The following is a 26,616-nucleotide window of genomic DNA, read 5'->3' on the forward strand; positions in this document are numbered from 1 at the left end:
AACGACGAGTCTTCGCCTAACCTCACTCGACGCGCTCCAGCCTCCTAGAAATCGACGACGACATAAGCGTCCTCGACCGTGACGGGGTATCGCTCCGCCACATAGGGCCCCATCACGAGGTCGGAACCGGCTTCGAGCTTCACCTCGAAGCTGCGCACCTTGGTCCGGCGCGGATCGCACCAGGATTGGCCGGTCGCCATGTCGAATTCCCAACCGTGCCAGGGACAGCGCAAGAACTCACCCCGGCGTTCCAGGCGATAGTCGCCCGGGCCGGACGACTGGCTGAGGCCGGTGACCACGCCAGAGCAGATCGCGGCCCCACCGTGCGGACAGCGGTTGAGCAGCGCATGCAGGCGCCCCTCGACATTGAACACACCAATCTCGCGCCCGTCGACGACGACGACCTTGCGCGCACCGGGCGGCAGCTCGGCTGCCGGGCAGACCACATGGCGGCTCATGCGAGGCGATACAATGCCAGGGCATTGTCCCTGAAGATCATGCGGCGCTGCTGCTCGGTCATGGGGAATTTGAAAGCAAAGGACGGATTGTCGTAGTCCCAGTGCGGATAGTCCGACGAGTAAAGCAGGCGATCCCATCCGATCCAGTCGATGATCTCGGTGATGTGGCGAGCCTGCGCCGGCTCCTCGATCGGCTGCGTCGTCCACCAGATGTGCTCGCGCAGATATTCCGAGGGACGCCGCTTGAGATGCGCGACCTCCTTGCGGAACTTGTCGAAATGCTTGTCCATGCGCCACGCCAGCGCCGGAGCCCAGCCGAAGCCGCCCTCGACCAACACGACCTTCAGCTTCGGGAAGCGCTCGAACACGCCCTCGATGATCAGGCTGCTGGCGAGGGCTTCCATGCAGGCCACGAAGACATAGTGCTCCTGCAAATAGAAGGTCGGCCAGCCGGAGCCCGTGGAAGGATGACCGCCATTGTAGCCGACCGGATGCAGCCCGATCGGCAGGCCGGCACGCTCTGCAGCCTCATAGATCGGCCAATAGCGCCGATGACCCAGCGGATCCGATGGCCGCGACGACAGCATGATCTGCACATAGCGGCGATCGCCGGCGCAACGTTCGATCTCGGCCACAGCCGCTTCGGGAAACTCCTGCGGCACGACGATGCCGGCGCGAAGCCGCGGCTCCTCGCGTACCCAGCGATCGATCTGCCAGTCGTTGGTGGCGCGCGAAAGCGCTGCCGCAAGACCGGGATTTCGCTCCTCCATGCCCCCCTTGCTGAGCGCCATCAGCAGGCCGAATTCGACATTGACGGGATCGAGATGCTGCCTGCGCAGAAGATCGAGATCCGACCCCGCCGGACCGCCCTTCTCGGGGAGCGAATCGGCACGCATGCCCGCGGCCATCATGCGCGGATACATCAGCCCGCTCTGCAGCGCCTGCCGCACATGGACGCCATGGGTCTCATAGTGCTCGCGCCAGCGCGGTTCGAGATAGGGCAAGAGCTCGCCGGGCGTGCGGTGAGCCGGGTGGATGTCGCAATCGACGACCGCGAGCGTCTGCCGGGCCTTTTGTTCGACGAAGGGTGCGTTCATCTCACGTCCTCCTTCGCTCGCCCGGCGGCGACGGCCGCGCCCTGCGCCAGGCGGGGATAGGTTGCGAGCGCATTGTCGATGAGAATCTTCTGCAGCGAGTCCGGCGGCAGCCCGTCGGGCAGCACATCGTCGCCGTCAAACTGCCAGTGCGGATAGTCGGTGGCGAACAGCAGCACCGCGTCAGACCCGATGCGATCGAGCGTCTGCGCGACCGCTGTCGCATCGGGTGCATCGAACGGCTGGATCGAGAAGCGCAAATGCTCGTGGATGATCGTGGACGGCCAGCGGTCCACCCAGGGCACTTCCGGCCGCGCACCGCGCCAGGTCTTGTCGGTGCGCCACACGGTCATCGGCAACCAGCTCACGCCGGACTCGAGCATCACGACCTTGAGGCGCGGAAAGCGACGGAACACACCCTCTGCGACCAGGCTTATGGTCTGGTTGGCGAAAGCCTGTGCCTGCGCGACGTAGTCCTCGAGCTGATAGGACGGCCAGCCCACGATCGTCGGCGCGTACCGATAGGTGCTGCCCGCATGGACGGCGATGACAAACCCGTGCCGTTCCGCCGCCTCATAGAGCGGGAAGAACTCGCGTCGGCCGAGCAGCTTTTCGCCCATCACCGGCAGTACCACTTGCACAAAGCGCCGGTCGGGCGCGAGGCGCTCGATCTCGGCAACGGCCTGCGCCGGATCTTGCGGCGACACCAGAATGGACCCGCGCAGCCTCGGCTCGCGATCCAGCCATTCCGCCCGCAGCCAGTCGTTCACGGCACGGCAGATCGCTGCCGCCATGTCGTCGTTGTAGAGCGTGATCGCGCCGTGCATTACGTTGGCGATGCCGAACTGGAGATCGAAAGCATCGAGGACATGGGCACGCAGCCTATCGAGATCGCTCGACCCGGCCTGTGTGGCGCGCCAATCGGCACGCGCGGTGATCGGTGCATTCGGCGGATAGCTCATCATCGCGAACGACATCCGGTCGATCGCACGGTTGGTGATCTGGTCACGCCAGTAGTCGTCGAGATACGGCAGGAGCTGCGCCATGCTCGGCATCGGCGGATGCAGGTCGCAATCGATCGCGCCTGCGAAGGGCATTTTCATGTTTCGGACTCCATCGTTTCGCGCCAACGCGTCTAGGCTGCGGCCGTCTGATCGATCTTGGGTGCGGCTGCCGCATGCTTGCGCTGCGCGATTCCCAGCACCAAGACGCAAGCCGCCACCACCAGCGGCGGCAGAGCGGCCAGCAGGAACAGGTTCGAGAAGGGCAGATGCTGCGCGAGCAGTATCCCGGCGACCAGCGGTCCGCTGATCGAGCCGATCTTGGCGACCGACAGCGCCCAGCCGACGGCCGTGGTGCGGTTGGCGCTGGAATAGAACTGTCCGACCGAGCTGTTCAGGCCCTGGTGACCGCCCACCACGAAGAAGCCGACGCACACCATCGTCGCCAGGTAGGTGCTGTCACCAAGACCGAGCCAGCCGAGCGAAGCGACCAGCGGTGACGCAATCAGCGGCACGATCGCTATGGCAATGACGCCGAAACGATCGAGCACTCGCCCGATGGTGAGACCGCCGACGGCACCTCCGAGGCTGAACACGGTCAAGCCCATGGCCGCCTGCGCGGGCGTATGCCCCGACGCTTCCGCCAGGATCGGCGTCCAGCTGTTGAGGAAGAACATCGTGATCGAGCTCGCGATATAAGCCACCCACAGGAATGGGGTGATGACCGCAAGCCGTCCGTCGAACAGCGTCGGAAGTTGTGACATCAGCCCGGTGCCGGCGCCAGATCCGGATGTCTCGTCACGCAGGACGAAGCGGGTCGTCGCCTTCGCTTGGAGCGAGGGCTCGATCCGGTTCAGGATGCGCGCGATTTCCGCGGGTTCGCGATTGCGTACCACGAGGAACTTGATCGACTCCGGAAGCGCGAAGTAGCACAGCGCAGCGCCCAGCAGGGGCAGCACACCGCCGATCCAGAACACGATGGTCCAGCCGAAGTGCGGCACGAGACCGGCAGCGATGAAGCCGCCGATGCTGCTGCCCGCGACATAGCCGACCATGATGATCGCGACCGCCGTGCCGCGATACCGGCTAGGCGCATATTCGAGGTTGAGCGCGTAGCACAACGGCGACAAGCCACCGATGCCGATGCCTGCGAGGAAGCGAAGCACGATCAGGCTGGTGATGTCGTTGGCCCACACCGTCGCCAGTGTGAAGCTGCCGAACACCAGCATGGAGGCGACGATCGACAGACGACGGCCGATGCGGTCGCCGAGCGATCCGAACACGAGGCCGCCGACGAGGATGCCGAAAATGCCTGCACTGAAGACGATCCCGAGCGAGGCCCGGTCGATGCCCCAGTCCCGGATGATCGACGGCGCGGCAAAGGCCATTGCCTGAAGATCATAACCGTCCAGGAACATCATCGTGGTGGACAGGATCAGAACCGTCAGGACCAGGCCGTTGCGGCGCTGACGTTCGATGACATCGGTGACATCGATGATGTCAGATGCACTCATGCTCATCCTCCCGTAGCCGTTCGTTCTTTAGTGACGGCTTGTGGTAGCCGGGAAGCCTATTTCCTTCGGGAATGGAGGAGAATATGCTATTTTGCGCGATCATCTTTTCCAGGTTGGATTAAATGGCCGATAGCCTGCTGAATATGAAGGCATTTCTGGCGACGGCACGGGCCGGAAGCTTCTCAGAGGCGGGCCGGCAGCTTGGGGTGGCACCATCGGTCATCACCAAGCGCGTCGGACAACTGGAATGGTCGCTGAAGACGACGCTGTTGCGGCGGAGCACGCGGCGTCTTGCGCTGACCGAGGTCGGCGAGCGCTACCTCGACAGCGTCCGCCAGATCGTGCGCGAATACGACGAGATGGCGAAGGGGATCATGCGATCCCCGAACGAGCTCGAAGGCCAGTTGCGCATCAAGGCGCCGGCGTCGCCGATGATCATCGACCTCGCGCAATTGCTGTCGTCGTTTCAGATCAAGTACCCGCGCGTGACGCTCGACGCGGTGTTGGTGGACCGCACGGTGAACCCGGTCGAGGAAGGCTTTGACATCGTGCTCACCATGATGCCGTCATCCTTCGATGGCGTGCTCGAGGAGCCCCTGCACGTCTTCGAACGCGTGCTGTGTGCGGCGCCCTCTTATCTGGCGCGGCGCGGCCATCCCCGGCACGCCCGTGATCTCGTCAATCACGATTGCATCGTGTTTTCGCCGATCGGGCCGGCATGGACCTTCGAAGGGCGCAACGGCGTGACGACGGTGACGGTTCGGCCGCACCTCGTGACCAACAACGGCGCGCTCGTCATCGACAGCCTCTGCGCCGGCAGCGGAATAGCCATTGCTTCGCGCACCGCCGTGGCCGATCGGCTCAAGTCCGGCGCGCTGGTCGAGATGCTCCCGCAACTCCAGGTCCCCGATCTCTGGGTTAAGGCGCTTGTTCCCGCCACGCGCTCCAACCTCGCTCGCGTGCAGACACTGCTGGGCTCCCTGCGCGACGCCTTCCGCGAGGCCGCGACATCGGCGCCGGCACTCGGCCGGGAGGCATGACGCCAGAGAAGATTTTTTGGGCGAAACTCTAATCCTCAGTCGTCGCCGAACGTCTCCTGGGATTACGCGTCCCGCGCTGGCGCTTGGCACACCCAAGGAGACGGCTCAGGGTTTCGGGCCCGCTCCCACCATCACGTCAATCGCTCCCTTCACGATTCCCTCCAGCTCCTTGCGCGAAACGCGCGCGCGGGAGCGGATGGCGATGGTGTGGATGGTGGCGGACGCGAGTTGCGCCAGTGCGGCGGGATCGGCACTCGCCGGGAGTTCGCCCTTCTCCCTGGCGCGGCGGAAGCAATTCGCGAAAGCCTTGTCGAGCTCCGACAGCCCCTCCAGCACCATGGCGCGAATCTCCGGGTCGCCCACCGCTTCGGACGCCGCCGTCACCACGGTGAAACAGCCGCGCGGGCCGGTCTCGCCGGAGAGATAGATATTCAGCGCGGCAGCGTAGATGCGCTCCAGCCGCTGGCGCACCGGCATCTCCTCGCGAAAGATCTCGACCATCGATGCGCGCGCGTCCTCGCGATAGCGCTGGTAGCTCTTGATGTAGAGCTCGCGCTTGTCGCCGAATGCGCCGTAGAGGCTCGGGCGATTCATGCCGGTGGCTTCACTGAGATCATCGAGCGAGGTCGCGGCAAAGCCCTGCTTGCGAAACAGGTCGAGCGCCTTGCCGAGCGCGACGTCCGGCTCGTAGGCGCGCGGCCGTCCGCGGCGCTTGGGTTCACCGCGACGCCCGGGCTCAGTGGCAGCAGCTGGCGGCTTTGATTTTTGTACCATCTCGCAAATTAATCCTTGACCTTCGACATAATATGCAAGACAGTACAAAAATCAATCTGGCCAGGTTGAGCGACACTCACAAAGAGAATTGCCCAAGGAGGCTACAGATGGATCTCTATTTCTCGCCGCTCGCCTGCTCCATGGCGACGCGCGTCGCGCTCTATGAGGCCGGCGCCGAGGCGAATTATCTCGAAGTCGATCCGCCGACCAAGAAAGTGCTCAACGACGGCTCCGACTTTCGCGCCGTCAATCCGATCGGCCTGGTGCCGACGCTGCGCACCGACGAGGGCGTGGTGCTGACCGAGAACGCGGCGATCCTGCAATATGTCGCCGACCGTTTTCCGCAATCGGGCCTCGGCGCCGCGGCAGGCATCGATCGCACGCGGCTGCATCAATGGCTCTGCTTCATCGGCACCGAGCTGCACAAAGGCCTGTTCGTGCCTGTGCTCGACCGCAAGGCGTCGCAGGACGTGAAAGCCTACGTGCTGGAGAAGAACCTGTCGCGGCTCGACTATCTCGACAACTACCTGAAGGGGCGCGAGTTCCTGCTCGAGCATTTCAGCGTCGCTGATGCCTATCTCGTCACGGTCATCAACTGGACCATGGCGACGCCGCCGATCGAGCTCGCCAAATGGCCGAACGTGAAGGCCTATTACGAGCGCCTGCGGCAGCGGCCGTCGATCGCGAAAGCGATCGCGGAGGAGTTCGAGCTGTACAAGGCCGAACAGGCTCGAAAGAAGGCGGCGGCGTAACGCCGACGCTTATCGGTTCGCATGACGACGTCGTCCCGGTTGGGCCTGGACGACGTCGCTGTTCGAGCAATCAGCTATTTCGGGGCTTGCAGCACGATCCCATAGCGGCCGTAGATCCGATCGATCGTACCGTCGTTCCGAAGCCGTTCCAGCGCCCGGTCGATGGCTTCGCGCAACGCGTCATCCGGGCGGAGCATGCCGACAGCGACGTTCCAATTGAGATCGGCCTCGCCTTCGTCGCGATCCAGGATCCGGAGCGCCTTGTCCGGATGCGTCAGATTGAAATAGCTCGCTGCGGTTGGCGTGACTGCGGCGGCGTCGATCTCATGATTCGACACGGCATCGAGGCTGTCGGTCTCGAATCCGAATGTCGATGTCGGGACTCGCCGCTGACCGATGATCATGGCTGCAACGGATCCGACCTGCACGCCCACTTTGGTCGACCCGTTGAGGCTCTTGAACGAGGTCAGCGCGCTGGATGAGGGCACCGCGAGCGCGACGCCCGTGCGATAATATGGTTTCGATATCCTCAATCGGGTTTCGCCCTGCGCTTCGCGGTCGGCGATGACGTCGAGCAAGATGTCACAGCCCGCACTGCGCATCTGGTACTGAGTGATGATCCAGTCGGGCCTGAGCGAAACGCCAAGCTCGCGCGCGAACGCGTTGCCCAGCTCGATCTGAAATCCCGGAGGGTCACCAGCCTTGTTGGCGAAGGGCAACGAGTTGGGGTGGGCGCATAGTCCGAGCACACCGGAGTCGCGGATCGCCTCGAGGGAGCGGGCCTGCGCCACACCGTTGAGTCCCAGCAGTGCGACGACCACGAAGGGGAGACAGGTCTTCATGAGATGTCCAGTGTGGATCCGTACTTTCTTGCCGACTTAGCCTTCGCTCGGCTTCAGGGCACGAATATATTTGATGATCTCGTCGATCTGCGCATCGTTGAACACGGCGCCGAAGGCAGGCATGGCGCCTTCCTTGCCGTTCTTGATGCGAATGCGCAGGAAGTCGTCGTCTCGCTTGGTGTCCATGAGCTGCGGCCCCTTCCCGGCCGCACGACCGCCGGCGGAGTGACACCAGCCACAGGTCGTCGCGAACAACTGTCCGACATCGAGCTGCTCGCTGTCCGGCGCGGGCGACGCAGGCTGCTGCGCGCGGGACGGCAAGGCTGAAATCGTGAGGAGCACGGCAAGTGTCGGCGCCGACAATGTCGCAAGGGTCCAAGCCAATCGCATACCGGCCAAACCTACCTCTCGGAAATCCAATTCGCGCCGCGGCTCGGCGGCCCCGCTTCGACGGGGGAGGGAGTAGCGTCATGCTGCTCCCTCCCAGCGCCACGAGGGCTTATTTCAGACTGTAGACGATGAGCGCGCCGTCGTCGCGCGGCATGCTCTTGTAGACGCCGCCGAACGTCGGCGCGTAATCATCGGAGGCCATGCCGCCGAAGCCGGCAACGACCGCGATGTACTGCTTGCCATTGACGGCATAGCTGATGATGCCGCCCTGATGGCCGGTGCCGTCGCCGTGGCTCCAGAGCTCGGCACCGGAATCGGCATCATAGGCGTGAACCGTGCCTCGCGAGTCCGGCACGAACACCAGATTGCCTCCGGTCGACATGACGCTTCCGAGCGGTGGCTCAGGGAAACGCACTTCCCACTTCTTGACGCCGGTGATGGGGTCGCGCGCGTCGAGATGGCCATAGATCTCACCGCTGGGCGGTGGCGCGATCTTGAAGTCGGCGCCAATGTTGAGCTGAGCCTGAGGAGCAACGATCGGAGTCGTCTTCTGAACTTCGAGCGTCATGCACCATTCCTGGCCGAGCTTGTAATAAAGCCCGGTCTTCGGGTTGTACGACCCGGCGTTCCAGCTCACCCCACCGGAAATGTGCGGGCACAACGGCTCGGATACCTTGCCGGCCGAGAAATCGCGACGACCGATCAGCTCACCCGTCTTGGGATCGATGTCCTTGACGAAATTGCTGTTCTGCGTGATCCGCCAGACGTTCTTGACGCCGAGGTTGCGGTCATAGACGAAGATGTATCCGCTCTTGTTCGGATGGACGACGTACTTCTGACCGTCGCGATCGAGCATCACGAACTCGCCGACCGCGCTGTCGAAGTCCCAGGCGTCGTGAGGCAGTTCCTGGTGATAGGATTTCAGCTTGCCGGTATCGACATCGAGCGCGATCACCGAGGTGGTATAGAGATTATCTCCCGGACGCGCGCCCTGCGTCTTGTAATCGGCTCCCGACCAGTCGTAGAGCGGCGCCGGGTTGGCGGTGCCCCACAGGATGGTGTTGTTCTCGGCATCGAAGGTGCCCGGCATCCAGCCGCCGCCGCCGCCAGTGCGCCAGGAGTCATTGCCCCAGGTCTTCGTGGCTTCGTCGGTGCCGGCAACCGTCAGGAATTCCCATTTCTTCTTGCCGGTGGTGGCATCAACACCGAAGATCGGGCCCCGGCCCGGCCATTCGCCGCCCTGTGCGCCGATCACCACCGTACCCTTGGCGTAAAGCGGTGCTCCGGTGAAACCAACGGTCAGTTTCTGGGAATCAATCAGCTTGGTGTCCCACATCACCTTTCCGCTCTTCATGTCGAGCGCGATGAGATGGCCATCCATTGTCCCCACATAGACCTTTCCCTCGCCGAGGGCGGCGCCGCGATTGTAGGGCGAATGAGTCTGCCGCGCGACCAGGGCTTCATCCAGCTCCGGGAAGTAGGACCAGATCACCTCGCCGGTAGCGCCGTTCAGCGCAAAGGTGCGGCTATAGGAGCCGGTGTAGTAGAGCACGCCATCGGCCGCGAGCGGCATCGATTGCAGCCCCCGGGTCGAACGTCCGGGGATGTGGATCCAGGCCACGCCCAGATTGCCCACATTGCTGGTGTTGATCTGTGAGAGAGGGCTGTAGTGATACGACTTGTACGAACCGTGATAGGTGAGCCAATCGTTCTGACCGGCGGACTCGATCCGGGCAGTATCCACGGCTTGAGCCCACGCTGCCGACGCCGCAAGTGTCGCTGCAACGAGAACAGGTAAGCCCGAGTTAAGCCACTGCTTCCTCATGTGCACTTCCTCCCGCTTTATGTTTGATCATTGCGTCTTGTAGGCGCCGCTGCGAGGGATGTTGGCAGGTCAAGATACGTCGATCGCTCTCCGTCGGGCATGATATGCCAACGGATGTCCCCCTCTTTCGGCGCATATCGCCAATGGAGCTATGTTCACTGGAGTGGTTGCGATTGTACTTCTGTTCGCGGGCACAGCGTACGCCGGATCGCGGGGAGTGCAACGACGGAATGCGCGCACGGCGCGGATTTGACACGCGGACGCGAAATTAAAACGGCAGCCGCGCTGACCGTTTCGTCTCGATCGACAAATCCCGGACCGAAATGTCTTGGTGGTCGTCTTGGCGGAAGTGTCTTGGCGGTCGTGCACGACCGCCAAGATCGAGGCGATGCAAGGCCAGATCGTCAGCGCTTCACCCGCGTCCGTAGATCGCCATGGCCTTGTCCGAAGACACCAGCCCGCTCTCGACATCGTCCTGCACCGCCGCGCGATCGCGCTCGCCCGGTGCGCCGATGCCGGCGCCGCCCGGCGTCATCACCACCAACCGGTCATCCGGCGGAATGGTCTGAAAGCCCTTGCCGCGCATCTTCTGGCCGGACTTCAGGCCGACATAGCCGGCCTCGCCATTCTGGCCGCCGTCACGGCCACGTGGCGGATTCTCGATGCGATCGAAGGCCGCGAGGATATCGAAGGGCGCGTCGATGCCGGTGCCGACCTCGATGATCTGGCCGAGGCCGCCGCGGGTGCGCCCTGCTCCGCCGGAATCCGGACGCAGTTCCTTGCGCCAGAAGATCAGCGGCGTCTGCGTCTCGGCGATCTCGACCGGCGTACCGCGCACGCCGCTGGGATAGGCGGTTGCCGACAAGCCATCCTTGCCGAAGCGCGCACCGGTGCCGCCGTTGGAGGTCACCGCCATCGAGAATCCGTAATTGCCGCCGACGCCCGAGCGGGTCTGGCCGCGCACGTTGAGATTCCACAGGCACGAGGTGCCTTCAGCAGGCACGCGCTCGGGAATGATCTGGCGCAGGCAGCCGAACACGACGTCGGGCAGCATCTGTCCGATAATGTGGCGCGAGGCGACCGGTGCCGGCTTCGGCGCGTTCAGGATCGCACCCAGAGGTGCCGACACCGTCAGCGGCGAGAGCGAGCCGGCATTGTTCGGGATCTGCGAGGCAACGACGCAGCCGAGGCCGAACACGGTATAGGCCGTGGTGTAGGACAGCGGCACGTTGATGCCGAACTTCGAGGCCGCCGAAGTGCCGTCGAAATCGACGTGGATGCCTTCGTCCGAAATCGTCAGCGTCGCAGCGAGCGTCACCGGCGCATCGTAGCCGTCGACCACCATGGTGTTGCGCCACGCGCCCTTCGGCAATTTCGCGATCTCGGCGAGCACAGCCTCGCGCGAGCGATCACAGATGTAGTCACCGAGCTCGTCGAGCGTGTCGATGCCGAACTCGGTCATCATCTCGACCAGGCGCTCGCAGCCGACGTCGTTGCAGCCGGCGAGCGAATAGGTGTCGCCCTCGGTGTCGATCGGCAGCCGCGTGTTGGTGCGGATCATCGCCATCAGCGTCTCGTTGACGACGCCCTGGCCGATCAGCTTCAGCATGGGAATGTAGAGCCCCTCCATGAACACGTCGGTGGCGTCGGGGCCGAAGCCGATGCCGCCGATGTCCATGAGATGGCTGGTGCAGGAGAACAGCGCGACGATCTTGCCGTCCTTGAAGCAGGGTGTGGTGACGACGAAGTCGTTGAGATGGCCGGTGCCCATCCAGGGATCGTTGGTGATGTAGGCATCACCTTGCTTCATCGTCTCCAGCGGAAAATGATTGATGAAGTGCTTGACCGATTCCGCCATCGAATTGACGTGACCGGGCGTGCCGGTCACGGCCTGTGCCAGCATCCGCCCCCTGAGGTCGAACACGCCGGCCGAGAGGTCGCCGCATTCGCGCACGATCGGGCTGAACGCGGTGCGGAGCAGCACCTGCCCCTGCTCCTCGACCACGGCGATCAGCCGGTGCCACATGATCTGGAGGTCGATCAGGCTCGCGCCTTTGGTCTTGCTCATGATCAGGCCGCCTTCCGTTCCATGACGATGCTGCCGGCACCGTCGATATGTGCGTCGAAACTGTTCGAGACGAAGGTGGAGGTTTCGTCCTCGGCGATCACCGCAGGCCCCGCAATCGTCGCGCCCGGCGCCATGTCCTCGCGGCGATAGAGCGGGATCTCGATCACCTCGCCTGCCCGGCCGTCGAAGAATTTGCGGCTGCCGGAGGCCTTGGCCGCGGGCTTACGCGTGACGGCGGCGACAACAGAGGGATTACGTGCCTCCGTCGTCGCAAGCACCGACCAGCTCAGCACCTCGATCGCGGCGCCCGGGATCGGACGTTCGAACATCGCCGAATAGTCCGCCTCGAACTTTTGCCGCAGGCCGGCGAGATCGGCCGACGTCAGCGACCGGTTCGGCAGCTCGACGGTGATCTCGTGGCCCTGGCCGACATAGCGCATGAACGCGGCGCGGCGCTCGCGCACCGGCGCGCCGGCAGCGCCTGGCTCGACCAGTGCACGCGCTTCGGTCACCATTTCCTGCAGGAGTTCGGAAACTGCGGCCGTATCGAAATCGTCGAGCCGCACGTGGCGGCTGCGCACGAGCTCATAGGCGATCGGCGCGGCGAGGAAGCCAACCGCCGAACCGACGCCGGCGTTCGAAGGCACGATGACCCTGGAAACACCGATCTTCTCGGCGACACGCGCAGCATGCAGCGGCGCGGCACCGCCAAAGGCAATCAGCGTGTGCTGGCCAACGATCTCGCCACGCTCGACCGCGTGCACGCGCGCCGCACTCGCCATATTCTCGCAGACGACCTCGTGCACGGCATAGGCCGCGGTTTCCGCCGACAGGCCCAGCGCCTCGCCGACATCGCGCAGCAGCGCCTGCTTCGAAAGCTCTGGATCCAGCTTGATCGTGCCGGCCGCAAAGGTGTCGGGGTCGATCATGCCGAGCGCGACGTCGGCATCGGTCACGGCCGGACGCTGGCCGCCGCGGCCGTAGCAGGCCGGTCCCGGTTCGGAGGACGCGCTCTCGGGGCCGACGGTCACACGCTTCATCGCATCGACATGGGCGATCGAGCCGCCGCCTGCGCCGATCTCGACCATCTCGATCACGGGAATGCGCACCGGCAGGCCGGAGCCCTTGAGGAAGCGCGCGGCACGATCGACCTCGAACACGCGCGAAGTCTCGGGCTGGTATTTCTCGATCAGGCAAATCTTTGCCGTGGTGCCGCCCATGTCGAAAGAGAGCACCTTGCTCTCGCCGAGACGCGCCGCGATCTGCGCCGCGAAGATGGCGCCGCCGGCGGGACCGGATTCGACCAGACGCACCGGAAAGCGCCGCGCCGTCTCGATCGAGGTGACGCCGCCGCCTGACGTGACGAGATAGATGGCGCCACGGAACTGCTCGACCTGCAAGGCGTCGGCCATGCGGGCGAGATAGCCGTCGATCAGCGGCTGCACATAGGCGTTGGCCACCGCGGTGGACGTGCGCTCATATTCGCGGATTTCCGGACACACGGCCGACGATACCGTCACGGAGATGCCGGGCATCTCCTCGCCCAAAATCGCGGCAGTACGTCGCTCGTGCTCGGGATTGGCGTAGGAATGCAGGAACGCGATCGCGACGCTCTCGACCCTCAGCTCACGCAATCTTGGCGCGAGCGCACGCACGGCCGCTTCGTCCAGCGGGAGGCGAACCGCGCCATGTGCGTCAATGCGCTCGGGCACGGTGAAGCGCAGGCTGCGCGGCGCCAGCGGCTTCGGCTTGTCGATGCTGAGGTCATACTGGTCATAACGGCTCTCGGTGCCGATATCGAGCACGTCGCGAAAACCCTCGGTCGCGATCAGCGCCGTTTTGGCACCGCGCCGCTCGATGATGGCGTTGGTCGCCAGCGTCGTGCCGTGGATGAACACGTCGATGTCGCTGATATGCGCGCGCGCATCGGTGAGGATGAGACGCATGCCGTCCAGCACCGCCTGTTCGGGCCGTTGCGGCGTCGTCAGCACCTTGCGGGTTTTGCGTACTTCGCCCACGTCCAGCACGATGTCGGTGAACGTGCCACCGATATCAACGGCAAGCCGCACTTCGGCTCCTTCAAGCATTCCAAAATTCTCCGGCTGATCGTCAAGACTGAGGGCAAAAACACAGCAATTTCCGTGCCATCGGGCACACGCGGAACGCTGCACCAGGCTATTCTGCTTGGCACCTATGCAATAGGCAAGACGTGTTCGCGCCGCATCAGATCAGAGCAGGAATGCAAGCGCCGCCTCGCAGCGCTCCTCGACCTTGAGCGTCAGAAGATCGTCGGCGCGGGTGCGTCCGAGATTGATCGCGGCGATCGGAATCTGGCGATCCGCGGCAGCCTTCACGAAGCGGAAGCCGGAATAGACCATCAGTGACGACCCGACGATCAGCATCGCGTCGGCCTGCGCCAGATGATCCTGCGCGGTCGCCACCACATCGCGCGGGACGTTTTCTCCGAAGAACACGACGTCGGGCTTGAGAATGCCGCCGCAGGCTTCGCACGCAGGCACGTTGAACGAGGAGAAATCCGCATGCTCCAGATCGGCGTCGCCATCAGGCGCGTCCGCCGCATCGAGCGTCAGCCACTCAGCATTGGCGCGGCCGAGCGCATCCTGGAATTCGTTGCGCGGCGTCTTAGCCCCGCAGCCCATGCAGCGGACCAGATCGAGCCGTCCGTGCAAATCGATCACCTGCCGGTGGCCGGCGGATTGATGCAGCCGGTCGACATTCTGGGTCAGCAGCATCTCGCACCGCCCGCTCGCCTCGAGCCGGGCGAGCGCATGATGCGCATCGTTCGGGCGGGCCTGGCCGAATCGCCGCCAGCCGATCAGGCTACGCGCCCAGTAGCGCTGGCGCGTGAGCTCTTCGGACATGAAGGCCTGGAAGTTGACCGGCTGGGTCCGCTTCCAGTTGCCGTGGCTGTCGCGATAGTCGGGAATGCCCGAATTGGTGCTGCAGCCCGCGCCGGTCAGCACGAACAGTTTTTCGTGCCGGCCGACGAATTCCTTGAGCGGGGGGTTTGTCATGGCGCAGATGTAGTCTGCGCCGACCGGTTTTGCCAGATCACGGCCGCGCGGGCGGCTCGAATCCGGCGATCAGCTTCACGAGCTCGCTCTGTCGCGCGGTGCCGGTTTTGCGGAAGACATTGTGGAGATGCGTCTTGACCGTCGCCTGCGTCAGGCCGAGGGCCACGGCAAGGGCCTTCACACCGCTCACCTTCATGACGGCATCGAGCACGCGGATCTCGCTGGCCGTGAGCTTGTAGAGCTTTGCCAGCGCCTCCAGCGGCGGCGGACTTGCGGGCGAGGTCTTGCGGACGAACACGGCGGCGACGGCGGAATGCAGCGCGCCGGTGCGCTGTCGGTCGCCGGAGGTGAGCGGCAGCACGTTGGCGAACCAGCGGCCTTGCGAGGTCGCGAGCGGGATCGGGCCGGCGCTGTCGGCCGGCACATTGCCGTTCTCGGCGGCGACAAGCGCGTCGCGTAATGCGCGCTGCGCCTCGGGAGCGGCGGCGAACAGCAATCCGTTTCGTTCAGTGACCAGCGCGGCCTCGTCCAGCACCATGCGTCCGGGCGCGTTGGTGAAGACGAGGCGTCCGTTGGGGCCAACCAGAAAGACGGCGGCCGTGACGCTGTCGAGCGTCTGGGTCAACACCGCCTGAGCCGCCTTGTTCTGATCGAACAGCCGCCCGATCGAGACCGCGCGCTGGAAATGCGGCACGATCAGCGCGAACCGGTGGCGAGCGCCGGGGCTGACGAGGCCGTCCTTCTCATGCAAACGCACGCTGACGATCGATGAATTGGTTGCCCCCTTCTCCAGATTCGCCCCGAGCGCGTCGATCATGCCCTGCGGCTTCATCCACTCTTCGTAGAAGCGCGTCTCCGCCATCTCCTCGAAGGGGACGAAGTCGGTGGATGCATAGACGAGACCTGCCTCGCAGAACGTGGCCGCCGGGAAGCAGGGATTCAACGGAAGATATTTCTCGAGATAGAGCTTGGTGAAGTCCGGCGCTTCATTGAAGAGGTGCAGCACCGCGGTTTGCTCGGTGGCCGCGTCGTGCCAGAACAAGGCGCCGGAGGAACCGCCGACGAACAGGCAGGCTTGCTCCAGCGCACGCGGCCACAGGCTCGGATCGAGTGCGGCGTCGTAGACGAGGCCGATCACCTCTGAAAGCAAAGCGGCTTCAGACGTCACGGCCGGCTCTCAAGCATTTCGAACAAGGCATTTGGCATTTGCGCCTTCAGTCACACACTATCACGATGTCGACAGCGACGGCAGAACTTCAACCGTACGAATGATGCAGGGCTCCATGTCCGAAGCGGCGACGTGACATTGCCGATGGCTTACGCTGTGAGCGTTTTGCTGTTTCGTTGAGCAAGATGTCACGGGGTCGGGACCGTCGTTGATCATTTCGAGGGAGCGCTCGGCTTGGTTGGCGCAGCCTGCTTTTGCGACACCACGGCCTTGGCCGCCGGCGGTTCCGGCGCAGCAGGCGCGACCGGCGCGGACTGCCCGACTGACAACGACACGCCGAACACACGCCATTGCCCGTCGACCGGCGCGAACAGCAGTTCAAAATTCACCTGCGACGGCACCGATGGAAAAAACCCGGCCATGTGCAACAGCCCGTTTGGCTCGATCTGCGGCAGCAGCGATAATTGCGGATCGATGACGGCGACACCGGAGAGATCGAGCTTGTCGCCGCGGTGCTTGGCAAAAATCTCCGCGAGCCTTGCCGCGGTGTTGACCTGGAAGCCCGGCGCGCCGAGATCGCGCAGCACCGTGTAGTTGCCGGTCTTGTTGGCCTGATCGACCGCAAGCAGCGTCGAGCGGATCAGCATCAACACGCCGTTGCGGTCGATATTGGCGGGCTTGGCTGCCGGTTGCTGCTGCGGGGGCGCAGCCTGATGCGGCTGTGGCGGCGTCTGCTGCGCAGACGTCGTCACCGCATCGGCCACGACAAGCCCAAGAACTAAAAGCCCAAGAACCAGAAGCCCCAGGCCTGCGCCCAACCATCGCAGTTTCATTGCAAGCAGACCTCCGAGCCGCCGGGACTGTGGGCCAGGAGACAGGATCGGACATCAACCGTTCGGTTGAGTTCGCCTGTGGGTATCGCGCCGAGGCTGCGGTTCTTTCCGACTGTTGCTGGATTGCATCGCGAGACTTCCCGGGGTCAGCTCGCCCAATTGTCGCGAAACTCCGGAAACAACGTCAGCCCCCCGCAGGCATAGATGGTCTGCCCGGTGATGTAGCTGGCATCATCCGAGGCAAGGAAGGCGAAGACGGCGGCGATCTCTTCCGGTGCGCCGACGCGCCCGAGCGGGATATGGCTCGCGACGTTGGCGCGCTTGTCGGCATCGCCGGTCCATGCCGCATTGATCGGCGTGTCGATCGCGCCAGGACCGACCGCATTGACGCGGATGCCGCGGCCGGCAAATTCCAGCGCCAATGTGCGGGTCAGATTGGCCATGCCGCCCTTGCTGATCGAATAAGCGAGATAGCCCGGCTTGGGGATGATCTGATGCACGCTGGAGCAATTGATGATGCAGCCGGCCCCGCCGCGCGCAACGAAATGCGCGAGGGCCTTCTGCGCGCAGAGCACGGCGCCATTGAGGTTGACGTCGATGATGCGGCGATAGGTTTCGATATCGAGCGCCTCGCTCGGCGATTCCCGCTGGAAGCCGGCATTGTTGACGAGACAATCGAGACGCTTCCAACGTGCCAGGATCGTCTCGAACATCGCAGCCACCTCATCGTCGTTGCTGACGTCGGCCTTGACGATGACATGATCGAGCTTGCCGTGGCCGCGATCGCCCGATCCGGTCCTTGCGAGCGCAAGCGTCTCCTCCGCCTTCTCGGGGTGATCGACATAATTGATGGCAACAGTCGCCCCTTCCTGGGCGAGCCTGACAGCAACGGCGCGGCCGATGCCCTGGGACGCGCCGGTCACCATCGCATATCGGCCGACAAGGCGTGAGGGAAAGGTAGCTGAGAGGTCGGTCTGTGGCATGAGCTTTCTCCGGAATGCATCATCATGGATGGAACCGGTCTTTTGTTCCATCCGTCAACGCATCGCTGGGATTCATTCCGCGCGGCGCGCGATCGGCGAAGTCAGGATCTGGTACAGAATAATGGCGCCAAAGGTGGCGGTGCCGATCCCGCCGAGGGTGAACGCACCGAATTTCAGCGTGAGATCGCCGGCGCCTGCGGTCAGCGCCACGGCGACGGTGATCAGGTTCGCCGGGTTGGCGAAATCGACCTTGTTCTCGACCCAGATCCGGCCGGCCATCGCCGCGATCAATCCGAACAGCACGATCGAAAGGCCGCCGATGACGGGACCCGGGATCGACAGGATCAGCGCGCCGAATTTCGGCGAGAAGCCGAGCAACAGCGACCCGGTTGCGGCGAAGGCAAACAGCAAGGTCGAATAGACCTTCGTCGCCGCCATGACGCCGATGTTCTCGGCATAGGTGGTGACGCCGGTGCCGCCGCCGCAGCCGGCCACGATCGTCGCGAGGCTGTCGGCGAACAAGGCGCGGCCGAGATAGCCATCGAGGCTACGGCCCGTCATGGCGCCGACCGCCTTGATGTGACCGAGGTTCTCGGCGACCAGAATGACCGCGACCGGCGCGATCAGAAAGATCGCATCGGCATGGAAGGTCGGCGTCGTGAAGTTCGGCAGGCCGAACCACGGCGCCGCCGAAAGCTGCGTGAAGTCGATCGGCTTGCCGAAGCCCAGGCCGTTCGCGAACAGCAGGTACAACAGATATCCACCGATCGCGCCGAGGATGATCGGCAGTCGGCGCCAAAGCCCCGGGGCGGCCACGGCGAGCACACCGATGATCAGAACCGTCGCGAGCCCGATCCAGGTCTCGAACGCATTGGCGCTCACCGCCTTGACCGCCACGGGCGCGAGGTTGAGGCCGATCGCGGCAACCACGGCGCCGGTGACGGCCGGCGGCATCAAACGCTCGACCCAACCGATCCCCGACCACATCACGATCAGCGCGATCACGCCGTACAGCACACCGGCCGCGACGATGCCGCCGAGCGCAACCGACAGGTTCGGGTTCGGCCCATGCCCGGCATAGCTGGTGGAGGCGAGGACGACGGCAATGAACGCGAAGCTCGAGCCGAGATAGCTCGGCACGCGTCCCGCAACGATGACGAAGAAGATCAGCGTGCCGACGCCGGAGAACAGGACCGCAACATTGGGATCGAACCCCATCAGCAGCGGCGCGATGATCGTCGATCCCGACATTGCAACGCAATGCTGGAGACCGGAGACGATGGTCTGGCCCCACGGCAGCCGCTCCTCCGGCATGATCACGCCCGAGGTCTTCAGCTTCCAACGCGGAAAATAGCTGTTCGCGTGCTCGTCCGAGCCCGTTGCGTTCGACATGTTCCCCCCATTGCGGTGCAGCGATTGATCTTCGTGCGATCCGACAAAAATGTGATTGTTGCTTATGCGGCGAACATCACATGATGTAAATCATGCAAGATCAAAGCGTTCCGGGGCAAGCCATATGACACAAGTCGCGATCCAGCCAGCCGTCCATCGCCGGCACCAGCCCTGGTACAAGATCCTCTATGTCCAGGTGCTGATCGCGATCGTGCTCGGGGTGCTGATCGGTTATTTCTATCCGGACCTCGGCAAGGACTTGAAGCCGCTCGGTGACGCCTTCATCGCGCTGATCAAGATGATGATCGCGCCGGTGATCTTCTGCACCGTGGTGCACGGCATCTCCTCGATGGGCGACCTCAAGCGTGTCGGCCGGGTCGGATTGAAGTCGCTGATCTATTTCGAGACGGTCTCGACCGTCGCGCTCGCCATCGGCCTCCTGGTCGGCGAGATTCTCCAGCCCGGGCGCGGCTTCAACATCGATCCTTCCACGATCGATCCGAAATCGGTGGCGACCTATGTGACCAAGGCGCACGAAGACGGCATCGTCGCCCATCTGATGGCGATCATCCCGGACAGCTATGTGGGCGCCATCGCGCGCGGCGACCTGTTGCAGGTGCTGCTGGTCTCCATCCTCTCCGGCTTCGCCATCGCCTTCCTCGGCAAGACCGGCGAGCCGATCGCGGAGGCGATCGACAAGGCCGCAAAGATGTTCTTCGGCATCATCCGCATCATCGTGCGCGTGGCGCCGATCGGCGCGTTCGGCGCGATGGCGTTCACCGTCGGCGCCTACGGCCTCGGCTCGCTGCTCAACCTCGCCGCCCTGATCGGCACGTTCTATCTCACCAGCATCCTGTTCGTGTTGATCGTGCTGGGCTCGATCGCGAGGCTCGCCGGCTTCTCGATCCTGCGCTTCATCGCCTACATCAAGGACGAATTGCTGATCGTGCTCGGCACTTCGTCATCCGAGACGGTGCTGCCGCAGATGATCCAGAAGATGGAGCATCTCGGCGCCTCGCGCTCGGTGGTCGGCCTCGTGATTCCGACCGGTTACAGCTTCAACCTCGACGGCACCAACATCTACATGACGCTGGCGACGCTGTTCCTTGCACAGGCCACCAACACGCATCTGACGATCTGGCAGGAGCTCGGCATTCTGGGCATCGCGATGATCACCTCGAAGGGCGCATCGGGCGTGACCGGCGCCGGCTTCATCACGCTCGCCGCGACGCTCTCGATCGTGCCTGATATCCCGATCCAGTCGATCGCGATCCTGGTCGGTATCGACAAGTTCATGAGCGAGTGCCGCGCTCTGACCAATTTGATCGGCAACGGCGTCGCCTGCGTCGTCATCAGCATCTCGGAGGGAGAGCTCGACCGCGAGGCGCTGCACGAGACCATGGCGCATCCGCTGGAGATGGGCGAAGCGCTGGAGCCTGGCGGCAGTGCGTAACGCACCGCTCGACACCAGGTGAGTCGGTTCCGTCGCGGTAGTTTCCCGGAGTGGTCAATTGGTGCAGCACGCGTCACAACAAGGCGTTGGGATCACCGATTGATACTCATTCATTCCACCCGACGCGCTGGGGGCAGGGCGTCGGGTTTTTGAAGAATTGCAGCAGGATCTGCGGGGCGGGATCAGATGATCCCGCCATTGGCGCGCAGCACCTGTCCGTTGATCCAGCCACCATCGGGGCCAGCGAGAAACGAGACCGCGGCCGCGACATCCGTGGGCTGGCCCAGCCGCTCCAACGGCGCGAGCTTGGCGAGATGATCGATCACCGCCGGGGTCTTGCCATCCAGAAACAGCTTCGTTGCAGTCGGACCGGGCGCTACGGCATTCACGGTGATGTTGCGGCCACGCAGCTCCTTGGCCAGCACATGGGTCAGAGCCTCGACTGCCGCCTTGGTCGCCGCATAGATGCCGTAGGTCGGAGACAGGAGACCGGCCTGGCTCGACGACAGATTGACGATGCGCCCACCATTGCGCAGCCGGCGTGCTGCCTCGCGCAGCGTGTTGAAGGTGCCTTTCAGATTGATCGCGATCTGGCTGTCGAAGACGGCATCGTCGGCATCCGCAACCGCCGCCAGCCGCATGACACCGGCATTGTTGACCAGCACATCGACGCCACCGAACGCGCTCTCCGCCGCGTCGAACATCCGCGTCACCGCGGCTGCGTCGCTGACGTCGGCCTGCGCGGTGATGGCCCGGCCACCGGCCTGCGCGATCCTGGCGGCCAGCGCCTCGGCTTCGGCCGCGCCGCCGGCATAGTTAATGACAACGGCAAAGCCGTCGCCGGCGAGCCGTTCGGCAATCGCAGCCCCAATGCCGCGCGAGCCCCCGGTGACAATGGCGACCTGTTTGCTTGCGTTGGACATTTGCCTTCTCCGTGGTTCCCGGCCGCTGCTTGCGGCTGACACGGGAGGACTTGCCCCTTTTCCGGCGAAAGATAATCAGCCGGCCGCCGGTATCATTGTTCTGCCATGCCGAACAATCACCCCGAGGCGGCGAAATCGAGCCGCCGCGTGATCCCGATCGCCTGCAGGAACGCCTCGTCATGGCTGACGACGAGCAGCGCGCCGTCATAGGCCCTCAAGCCGGCTTCGACGGCTTCGATGGACTCGAGGTCCAGATGATTGGTCGGCTCGTCCAGAATGAGCAGCGAAGGCGGCGCCGATCCGCCCAGCACGCAGGCGAGGCCCGCCCGAAACAGCTGCCCGCCGCTCAGGCTGCCGGCGATCTGCAAGGCCGCATCGGCGCGAAACATGAAGCGCGCCAGCGCGGCATGGCACTCGTTCGCGCCCGCCCTTGGATTGAGGCGCGCGAAATTGTCCAGGATCGAGACCGCGGGATCGAGCAGGCTGACCTTCTGGTCGAACAGCGCAAAATCCGGCCTGACCCGCACGGCGCCCGAGCTGGAGGGGAGCTCACCGGCGATGAGTTTCAGCAGCGTCGTCTTGCCGGAGCCATTCGGTCCGATGATCGCGACGCGCTCCGGCCCAACGATGGTGAGCGATAGATCGCGCAGGATCGGCCGCTCCGGCTGATAGCCCGCGCTGACGCGATCGAGCCAAACCACCTCCCTCCCCGCCGGCAGCTGCGTCGAGGGTAGCTTGACGGACAGCGGCTGGAGGATCTCGATGCGTCGGCGTGCGGTATCGACCGCATCAAGCGCTTCCGCGCGCCGCCTCTCCGTGATCTGCGCAGTCTTGCCGCCGCTGTCCTCGCTGCGATCCCGACGCGCACCGGCGAGAATACGCGGCATGTCGCCCTTGGCGCGCTTCGCCATTCCGCCACTGTCCTTGCGCGCCTTGCGCTCGACCGCCTCCTGCGCCTTGCCGTCGATCTCGGACAGATGCTTCTCGGCATGGGCGAGGTCGTGCCTGACGGCGGCGAGCTCGACAGCCTTCTGCACGCGATAGCTGCTCCAATTGCCGCCGTATCTCGTGGCGCCCAGCGAGGTCAGTTCCACGATGGCGTCCATCGTCTCCAGCAGCGCGCGGTCGTGGCTGACGACGATCGCGCCGCCGCGCCAGGCGGCCAGCAGATCGATCACGGCACGGCGCCCGTCCCGATCGAGATTGTTGGTGGGCTCGTCCAGCAACAGGAAGTCCGGCTCGGTGAAGAGCAGCGCGGCGAGACGAACGCGCGTGACCTGCCCGCCCGACAAGCGGTCCAATTCCGTATCGGCGGCGATATCGAAGCCAACGCGGGCAAGGGCGGACGCGAGCCGTGTTTCCAGGGTCCAGTCGACATCGGCGACATCCTCGGCCGAGGCTTCGCCGCGCTCGGCACGGCGAAGCAGGTCCAGGGCAGCGCGCGCGCCGAAGAGGTCGACCACCGTCGCGCCGGCACGAAGCTGGGCGTCCTGGCGCAGCAGCCCGACGGTAGCGTTGGCGATCAGACGCCCCGACTGCGGAAGGTGCTCGCCCGTGATTGCGGCGAAGAGCGTTGTCTTGCCGACGCCATTGCGGCCGACAAGACCGGCGCGCTCGGAGCCGAAGGTCAGATCGATGTTGGAAAGGAGCGAGCGGCCGTCAGGCGTGGACAGTGACAGGCGCGACAGGATGATTGAAGCAGGCATGGAATTCCCCGTGAGCAATGCGGATCGGCGTTGCGGTCGGGGTGAAATCCATGGCTGCGAATATCCTTGTTGAGAGCCCGCTCATAATCCCGCCGGGCGACAAGATCAAGCCATGTCCTCGGCGGGATCTTATTGCCTCAGGGTTATGCGGCCAGCCTGTCGAACTGGACCTTGCCCGCCTTCATCACCAGCGGGATGTGCTCGCCCTGCCCGAGCAGGCAGGTCACGTCACGCAACGGGTTGCCATCAACCACCAGCAAGTCGGCAAAAGCTTCGGGCACGATCCGGCCGAGCTTGCCCTCCATGCCGAGCACCTCCGCCCCGATCACGGTCGCACTGGCGATGACCTCGCGTGCGCCCTGGATCTCGGCGCGAATGCGGAATTCATCGCTCTGGAGGCGCTGCGATGGTCCAAGCAGATCGCTGCCATAGCCCATCTTCACCCCGGCCTTGCGATAGATCTCGAGCGAGCGCAGGCCGGCATCGCGGACGTCGGCGATCTTGGCGACGCTCTCCGGCGGCAGGCCGTATTGCGCGCCCTCATTGGCAAGGGCTTCATAGGTCACGAGCGTCGGCACCACATAGGCGCCCTTCTCGGCCATCAGACGCGCAGTCGGCTCGTCGACGAGATTGCCGTGCTCGATGGTGCGGACGCCGCAGCGAACCGCGCGCGCGATCGCCGCCGCGGTATAGGCATGAGCCAGCACATAGGTCTGCCGGCCCTGCGCCTCCTCGACGATGGCGCGGATCTCGTCCTCGGAGTAGCCGAAGGCGCCGACCGGATCGGTCGGCGAGGCAACGCCGCCGGACGCCATGATCTTGATCTGGTCGGCCCCCATCTGGAGCTCCTCGCGCACAGCCTTGCGCACGCCGTCGACACCGTCGGCAACACGCCCCAACGCACCGACGCGCACGCAGCACGGACAGGCCGTGTCGCTAGCGAGGTAATCGGAACGCGCCCGCATGTCGGCGTGGCCGCCTGTCTGGCTCAGCGCACGGCCCGACACGAACAGCCGCGGACCGTCGGTCAGGCCGGTCTCGATCGCCTGCTTCATCGCGTGGCCGGCGCCTCCGGCATCACGGACGGTCGTGAAGCCTCGCCGCAGCATGCCGCGCAGCAGAAGCGTCGAGCGCAGCGTCACCAGCACGTTGGGAATGTGGACCTGCTGCGCCAGGTTCAGCTCGATCGCGATGGTGTGCACGTGGAGATCGATCAGGCCGGGCATCAGCGTCTTGCCCTTCACATCGATGGTTCGATCGGCGGTCACCTTGATTGGCCGGTCCGAGACCTCCTTGATCAGATTGTCCTCGACCAGCACGTCATGGCTCGTCAGCAGCTCCGGCTGAAGCGGGTCAAGCAGAGCGGCATTCTTGAAGAGGATGCTGGGCATGGTGGTTTCCTGTCAGGACGCCGGCGCCAGAAGTGCCGGCAATGTCAATTGGGCAAAGGGGAGACAGGCCGCGACGTCGTCCTCGTCGTACCAGGCCGCCTCGTGCAGCAGATTGAGCGAGCCGAGCGTGCGTCCACGCCAGCGCACGGGCATGTTGAGCACGCTCGCGCAACCAAGCGAGGCAATCAGCTCGTGGTCGGAAAACACGTTGCGCAGATCGTCCAGCGTGCGGCCGATATAGGCCTCGCCACGGTCGAGCACCGCCTCGGTCCACGGCCCCGGCGCCAGGCGCTTGCGCCCGCCCGCAGGATAGGGCCCGGGAAGATTGGAATAGACCCGCGCGGCTTCGCCGCTGGCGTCGTCGTAAGTCAGGATCGTAAACAGCTTGTGCCCGATCGCCGACTTCATGGCCTGGTCGAGCGCTGCGAACAACGCCTTCGGCTGATCGACGCTGCTCTGCGCTGCCGCGACGGCGCAGAGCCAGGGATCAGCCATTGTTTTGGTTCGCATCATGCAACCTCGCCCGCCGCGATCTCTTCCAGAGACCGGCCGCGCGTCGGCACGCCCATCAGCACGACCGTGACCGCCCCGAGCAGCAGCACGGTGGTGGTGACGCCGAACACGCCGGCGAAGCCGAAATTGGGATAGAGGTAGCCGACCAGGATCGGCGACACGATCGCACCGATGCGGCCGATCGCGGAGGCAAGCCCGGCCCCGGTGGTCCTGACCGGCGTCGGGAATACCTCGGCGGTATAGGCATAGACGCCCGCATAGGTGCCGTTCATGAACAGAGACAGCAGAATTCCCGCCAGCATGATGTGCTGATCCGTCTGCGCGAAGGCGAGACCGAGCGCGCTGATTCCGGCGAGCACCATGTAGGTCGCAATCGTTGCCTGCCGGCCGATGCGCTCGTTGAAATAGGCGGCACTGAAATAGCCGGGGATCTGCGCGCAATAGATCGCGATCGAATAGCCGAAGCTCTTGGTGATGCTCATGCCGTTCTGGACGAGAAGGCCGGGGATCCAGACGAAGAAGGAGTAATAGCTGAAGGTGATCGCAAGCCACATGATCCAGGTCATGATGGTGATGCGCGCCTGACGGGCCGCCAGAAGTGCCGCGAAATTGGCGAGCAGCGTTCCGCCGGTCCCGGCGGGCGGGGCAACTTCGACGACCGGCGGCGGCAGGACATGGCCCTCGCGCGCAAAGCCGGCCTCGATTCGATCAAGCACAGCCTCGGCTTCCTTCTCCCGTCCGCGGCTTTCGAGCCAGCGCGGCGATTCCGGAAGGGCCCGACGCCACCACAACAGCATGACGACGGGTATTGCTGTGATCACCAGCACGATACGCCAGCCGTTATCATAGGCGGGCACGATGAAGTAGCCGAGCAAGGCCGCCGCGACGAAGCCGAAGGAGAAGAAGCCGGCCAGCGCGCCGGTGAAGCTGCCGCGGTAACGCCGCGCCACGAATTCCGCGAGATAGGGCGCGATGATCGCGCTCTCCGCGCCGGTGCCCATGCCGGCGACGACGCGTGCAGCGAAGAACGCCGACCAGCTATCGACCACGGCACTGACGATCGACGCCACGCAGTAAAGCGCCAGCGCCGACATCATCACTGCACGGCGCCCGATCAGGTCACCGAGCGTGCCGGCGAACAGGGCTCCGAACAGGAAGCCGATATAGGTGCTGCTGCCGAGCACGCCGATCTCGACGCTCGACAAATTCCAGGCAGTCCGCAGCACCGGCAGGATGAAGGCCAGCACCGCCGCGTCCATCGCGTCGAACATGTAGCCGAGCCCGCCCATCAGCAGGAGATGCATGTGGAAGCGCGCGAACGGAAGGCGCTCGATGCGCGCCGATATCATTGACATGGAAATCCCCCTCGATTGCGGCCCGGCACACCGCGCGTCGTTCGGGAGCGAAGCATAGACAAAGTGACATTATCGTCATAATTTATAATCTTGATCTCATATATCA

23 protein-coding genes are annotated in these 26,616 nt (G+C 64.4%); 3 read left to right on the plus strand and 20 right to left on the minus strand.

What is annotated here, in order from left to right; genetic code table 11:
* Window positions 1-44: 44 nt before the first annotated feature.
* Genes NLM32_RS38640 through NLM32_RS38655 form a run of 4 tightly spaced genes read right to left on the minus strand, consistent with a single transcriptional unit; the run spans window position 45 to window position 4,067 of the window.
* Window positions 45-458, minus strand: a complete 414-nt coding sequence (locus tag NLM32_RS38640) for a Rieske (2Fe-2S) protein (RefSeq protein WP_212298258.1) — start codon at window positions 456-458, stop codon at window positions 45-47.
* Window positions 455-1,555 (minus strand): amidohydrolase family protein, encoded by a 1,101-nt coding sequence (locus NLM32_RS38645; protein WP_254133912.1) that lies wholly within the window; start codon window positions 1,553-1,555, stop codon window positions 455-457. The genes NLM32_RS38640 and NLM32_RS38645 overlap by 4 nt, the downstream gene beginning before the upstream one ends.
* Entirely contained in the window at window positions 1,552-2,655 is a 1,104-nt protein-coding gene (locus tag NLM32_RS38650; protein WP_254133913.1) for an amidohydrolase family protein, read from the minus strand. Before NLM32_RS38650 ends, NLM32_RS38645 begins: the two co-directional genes overlap by 4 nt.
* 32 nt (window positions 2,656-2,687) lie before the next feature.
* Window positions 2,688-4,067 (minus strand): MFS transporter, encoded by a 1,380-nt coding sequence (locus NLM32_RS38655; protein ID WP_254133914.1) that lies wholly within the window; start codon window positions 4,065-4,067, stop codon window positions 2,688-2,690.
* A gap of 122 nt (window positions 4,068-4,189) precedes the next feature.
* Between NLM32_RS38655 and NLM32_RS38660 the strand changes: the two genes are divergently transcribed.
* A complete protein-coding gene (locus tag NLM32_RS38660; protein WP_254133915.1) occupies window positions 4,190-5,107 on the plus strand; it encodes a LysR family transcriptional regulator in 918 nt (305 codons plus the stop codon).
* A gap of 105 nt (window positions 5,108-5,212) precedes the next feature.
* Here the strand turns inward: NLM32_RS38660 and NLM32_RS38665 are convergent, their stop codons facing one another.
* Entirely contained in the window at window positions 5,213-5,881 is a 669-nt protein-coding gene (locus tag NLM32_RS38665; protein ID WP_254133916.1) for a TetR/AcrR family transcriptional regulator, read from the minus strand.
* Between the two features lie 107 nt (window positions 5,882-5,988).
* Between NLM32_RS38665 and NLM32_RS38670 the strand changes: the two genes are divergently transcribed.
* On the plus strand, window positions 5,989-6,633 hold the full coding sequence (locus NLM32_RS38670; protein ID WP_254133917.1) for a glutathione binding-like protein: 645 nt from the start codon (window positions 5,989-5,991) through the stop codon (window positions 6,631-6,633).
* A 74-nt stretch (window positions 6,634-6,707) separates the two neighbouring features.
* On the opposite strand, the gene NLM32_RS38675 is transcribed toward NLM32_RS38670, so the two are convergent.
* From NLM32_RS38675 to NLM32_RS38720, 10 genes are all read right to left on the minus strand, one after another.
* Window positions 6,708-7,475, minus strand: a complete 768-nt coding sequence (locus NLM32_RS38675) for an ABC transporter substrate-binding protein (RefSeq protein WP_254133918.1) — start codon at window positions 7,473-7,475, stop codon at window positions 6,708-6,710.
* A 36-nt stretch (window positions 7,476-7,511) separates the two neighbouring features.
* Window positions 7,512-7,817: a cytochrome c gene (locus NLM32_RS38680; protein ID WP_254133919.1), complete on the minus strand. Its 306-nt coding sequence runs from the start codon at window positions 7,815-7,817 to the stop codon at window positions 7,512-7,514.
* A gap of 157 nt (window positions 7,818-7,974) precedes the next feature.
* Entirely contained in the window at window positions 7,975-9,690 is a 1,716-nt protein-coding gene (locus tag NLM32_RS38685) for a PQQ-binding-like beta-propeller repeat protein (RefSeq protein ID WP_254133920.1), read from the minus strand.
* A gap of 412 nt (window positions 9,691-10,102) precedes the next feature.
* On the minus strand, window positions 10,103-11,758 hold the full coding sequence (locus NLM32_RS38690) for a hydantoinase B/oxoprolinase family protein (RefSeq protein WP_254133921.1): 1,656 nt from the start codon (window positions 11,756-11,758) through the stop codon (window positions 10,103-10,105).
* Between the two features lie 2 nt (window positions 11,759-11,760).
* A complete protein-coding gene (locus tag NLM32_RS38695) occupies window positions 11,761-13,845 on the minus strand; it encodes a hydantoinase/oxoprolinase family protein (protein ID WP_254133922.1) in 2,085 nt (694 codons plus the stop codon).
* 141 nt (window positions 13,846-13,986) lie between these two features.
* Window positions 13,987-14,793, minus strand: coding sequence for an NAD-dependent protein deacetylase (locus NLM32_RS38700; protein ID WP_254133923.1), 807 nt, complete (start codon window positions 14,791-14,793; stop codon window positions 13,987-13,989).
* A gap of 37 nt (window positions 14,794-14,830) precedes the next feature.
* Window positions 14,831-15,961: a helix-turn-helix transcriptional regulator gene (locus NLM32_RS38705; RefSeq protein WP_254133924.1), complete on the minus strand. Its 1,131-nt coding sequence runs from the start codon at window positions 15,959-15,961 to the stop codon at window positions 14,831-14,833.
* A 212-nt stretch (window positions 15,962-16,173) separates the two neighbouring features.
* Window positions 16,174-16,794 carry a hypothetical protein gene (locus tag NLM32_RS38710; RefSeq protein WP_254133925.1) on the minus strand — a complete coding sequence of 207 codons (621 nt, stop codon included), beginning with the start codon at window positions 16,792-16,794 and terminating at the stop codon, window positions 16,174-16,176.
* Window positions 16,795-16,940: 146 nt separating this feature from the next.
* Window positions 16,941-17,777, minus strand: a complete 837-nt coding sequence (locus NLM32_RS38715; RefSeq protein WP_254133926.1) for an SDR family oxidoreductase — start codon at window positions 17,775-17,777, stop codon at window positions 16,941-16,943.
* Between the two features lie 72 nt (window positions 17,778-17,849).
* Window positions 17,850-19,169 (minus strand): solute carrier family 23 protein, encoded by a 1,320-nt coding sequence (locus NLM32_RS38720; protein ID WP_254133927.1) that lies wholly within the window; start codon window positions 19,167-19,169, stop codon window positions 17,850-17,852.
* A gap of 124 nt (window positions 19,170-19,293) precedes the next feature.
* On the opposite strand from NLM32_RS38720, the gene NLM32_RS38725 reads away from it, so the two are divergent.
* Window positions 19,294-20,622 (plus strand): dicarboxylate/amino acid:cation symporter, encoded by a 1,329-nt coding sequence (locus NLM32_RS38725; RefSeq protein WP_254133928.1) that lies wholly within the window; start codon window positions 19,294-19,296, stop codon window positions 20,620-20,622.
* 182 nt (window positions 20,623-20,804) lie between these two features.
* Here NLM32_RS38725 and NLM32_RS38730 read toward each other — a convergent pair whose 3' ends face one another.
* From NLM32_RS38730 to NLM32_RS38750, 5 genes are all read right to left on the minus strand, one after another.
* Window positions 20,805-21,545 carry an SDR family oxidoreductase gene (locus NLM32_RS38730; protein ID WP_254133929.1) on the minus strand — a complete coding sequence of 247 codons (741 nt, stop codon included), beginning with the start codon at window positions 21,543-21,545 and terminating at the stop codon, window positions 20,805-20,807.
* A gap of 116 nt (window positions 21,546-21,661) precedes the next feature.
* Window positions 21,662-23,251 carry an ABC-F family ATP-binding cassette domain-containing protein gene (locus NLM32_RS38735; RefSeq protein WP_254133930.1) on the minus strand — a complete coding sequence of 530 codons (1,590 nt, stop codon included), beginning with the start codon at window positions 23,249-23,251 and terminating at the stop codon, window positions 21,662-21,664.
* A gap of 143 nt (window positions 23,252-23,394) precedes the next feature.
* The gene (locus NLM32_RS38740; RefSeq protein ID WP_254133931.1) at window positions 23,395-24,642 is read right to left on the minus strand and encodes an amidohydrolase family protein; all 1,248 of its coding nucleotides are present in this window, start codon (window positions 24,640-24,642) and stop codon (window positions 23,395-23,397) included.
* A 12-nt stretch (window positions 24,643-24,654) separates the two neighbouring features.
* A complete protein-coding gene (locus tag NLM32_RS38745) occupies window positions 24,655-25,155 on the minus strand; it encodes a GAF domain-containing protein (RefSeq protein WP_254133932.1) in 501 nt (166 codons plus the stop codon).
* Window positions 25,152-26,510 (minus strand): MFS transporter, encoded by a 1,359-nt coding sequence (locus NLM32_RS38750; protein ID WP_254133933.1) that lies wholly within the window; start codon window positions 26,508-26,510, stop codon window positions 25,152-25,154. The genes NLM32_RS38745 and NLM32_RS38750 overlap by 4 nt, the downstream gene beginning before the upstream one ends.
* Window positions 26,511-26,616: the final 106 nt, after the last annotated feature.

This window comes from Bradyrhizobium sp. CCGUVB14 (assembly GCF_024199935.1).
GTDB lineage: Bacteria > Pseudomonadota > Alphaproteobacteria > Rhizobiales > Xanthobacteraceae > Bradyrhizobium.

What these genes read in the sequence shown, in the direction of transcription:
- NLM32_RS38640 (WP_212298258.1), bottom strand. Translation starts at nt 458, where the DNA reads ATGAGCCGCCATGTGGTCTGCCCGGCAGCCGAGCTGCCGCCCGGTGCG.
- NLM32_RS38645 (WP_254133912.1), bottom strand. Translation starts at nt 1,555, where the DNA reads ATGAACGCACCCTTCGTCGAACAAAAGGCCCGGCAGACGCTCGCGGTC.
- NLM32_RS38650 (WP_254133913.1), bottom strand. Translation starts at nt 2,655, where the DNA reads ATGAAAATGCCCTTCGCAGGCGCGATCGATTGCGACCTGCATCCGCCG.
- NLM32_RS38655 (WP_254133914.1), bottom strand. Translation starts at nt 4,067, where the DNA reads ATGAGTGCATCTGACATCATCGATGTCACCGATGTCATCGAACGTCAG.
- NLM32_RS38660 (WP_254133915.1), top strand. Translation starts at nt 4,190, where the DNA reads ATGGCCGATAGCCTGCTGAATATGAAGGCATTTCTGGCGACGGCACGG.
- NLM32_RS38665 (WP_254133916.1), bottom strand. Translation starts at nt 5,881, where the DNA reads ATGGTACAAAAATCAAAGCCGCCAGCTGCTGCCACTGAGCCCGGGCGT.
- NLM32_RS38670 (WP_254133917.1), top strand. Translation starts at nt 5,989, where the DNA reads ATGGATCTCTATTTCTCGCCGCTCGCCTGCTCCATGGCGACGCGCGTC.
- NLM32_RS38675 (WP_254133918.1), bottom strand. Translation starts at nt 7,475, where the DNA reads ATGAAGACCTGTCTCCCCTTCGTGGTCGTCGCACTGCTGGGACTCAAC.
- NLM32_RS38685 (WP_254133920.1), bottom strand. Translation starts at nt 9,690, where the DNA reads ATGAGGAAGCAGTGGCTTAACTCGGGCTTACCTGTTCTCGTTGCAGCG.
- NLM32_RS38690 (WP_254133921.1), bottom strand. Translation starts at nt 11,758, where the DNA reads ATGAGCAAGACCAAAGGCGCGAGCCTGATCGACCTCCAGATCATGTGG.
- NLM32_RS38695 (WP_254133922.1), bottom strand. Translation starts at nt 13,845, where the DNA reads ATGCTTGAAGGAGCCGAAGTGCGGCTTGCCGTTGATATCGGTGGCACG.
- NLM32_RS38700 (WP_254133923.1), bottom strand. Translation starts at nt 14,793, where the DNA reads ATGACAAACCCCCCGCTCAAGGAATTCGTCGGCCGGCACGAAAAACTG.
- NLM32_RS38710 (WP_254133925.1), bottom strand. Translation starts at nt 16,794, where the DNA reads ATGAAACTGCGATGGTTGGGCGCAGGCCTGGGGCTTCTGGTTCTTGGG.
- NLM32_RS38715 (WP_254133926.1), bottom strand. Translation starts at nt 17,777, where the DNA reads ATGCCACAGACCGACCTCTCAGCTACCTTTCCCTCACGCCTTGTCGGC.
- NLM32_RS38720 (WP_254133927.1), bottom strand. Translation starts at nt 19,169, where the DNA reads ATGTCGAACGCAACGGGCTCGGACGAGCACGCGAACAGCTATTTTCCG.
- NLM32_RS38725 (WP_254133928.1), top strand. Translation starts at nt 19,294, where the DNA reads ATGACACAAGTCGCGATCCAGCCAGCCGTCCATCGCCGGCACCAGCCC.
- NLM32_RS38730 (WP_254133929.1), bottom strand. Translation starts at nt 21,545, where the DNA reads ATGTCCAACGCAAGCAAACAGGTCGCCATTGTCACCGGGGGCTCGCGC.
- NLM32_RS38735 (WP_254133930.1), bottom strand. Translation starts at nt 23,251, where the DNA reads ATGCCTGCTTCAATCATCCTGTCGCGCCTGTCACTGTCCACGCCTGAC.
- NLM32_RS38740 (WP_254133931.1), bottom strand. Translation starts at nt 24,642, where the DNA reads ATGCCCAGCATCCTCTTCAAGAATGCCGCTCTGCTTGACCCGCTTCAG.
- NLM32_RS38745 (WP_254133932.1), bottom strand. Translation starts at nt 25,155, where the DNA reads ATGATGCGAACCAAAACAATGGCTGATCCCTGGCTCTGCGCCGTCGCG.
- NLM32_RS38750 (WP_254133933.1), bottom strand. Translation starts at nt 26,510, where the DNA reads ATGTCAATGATATCGGCGCGCATCGAGCGCCTTCCGTTCGCGCGCTTC.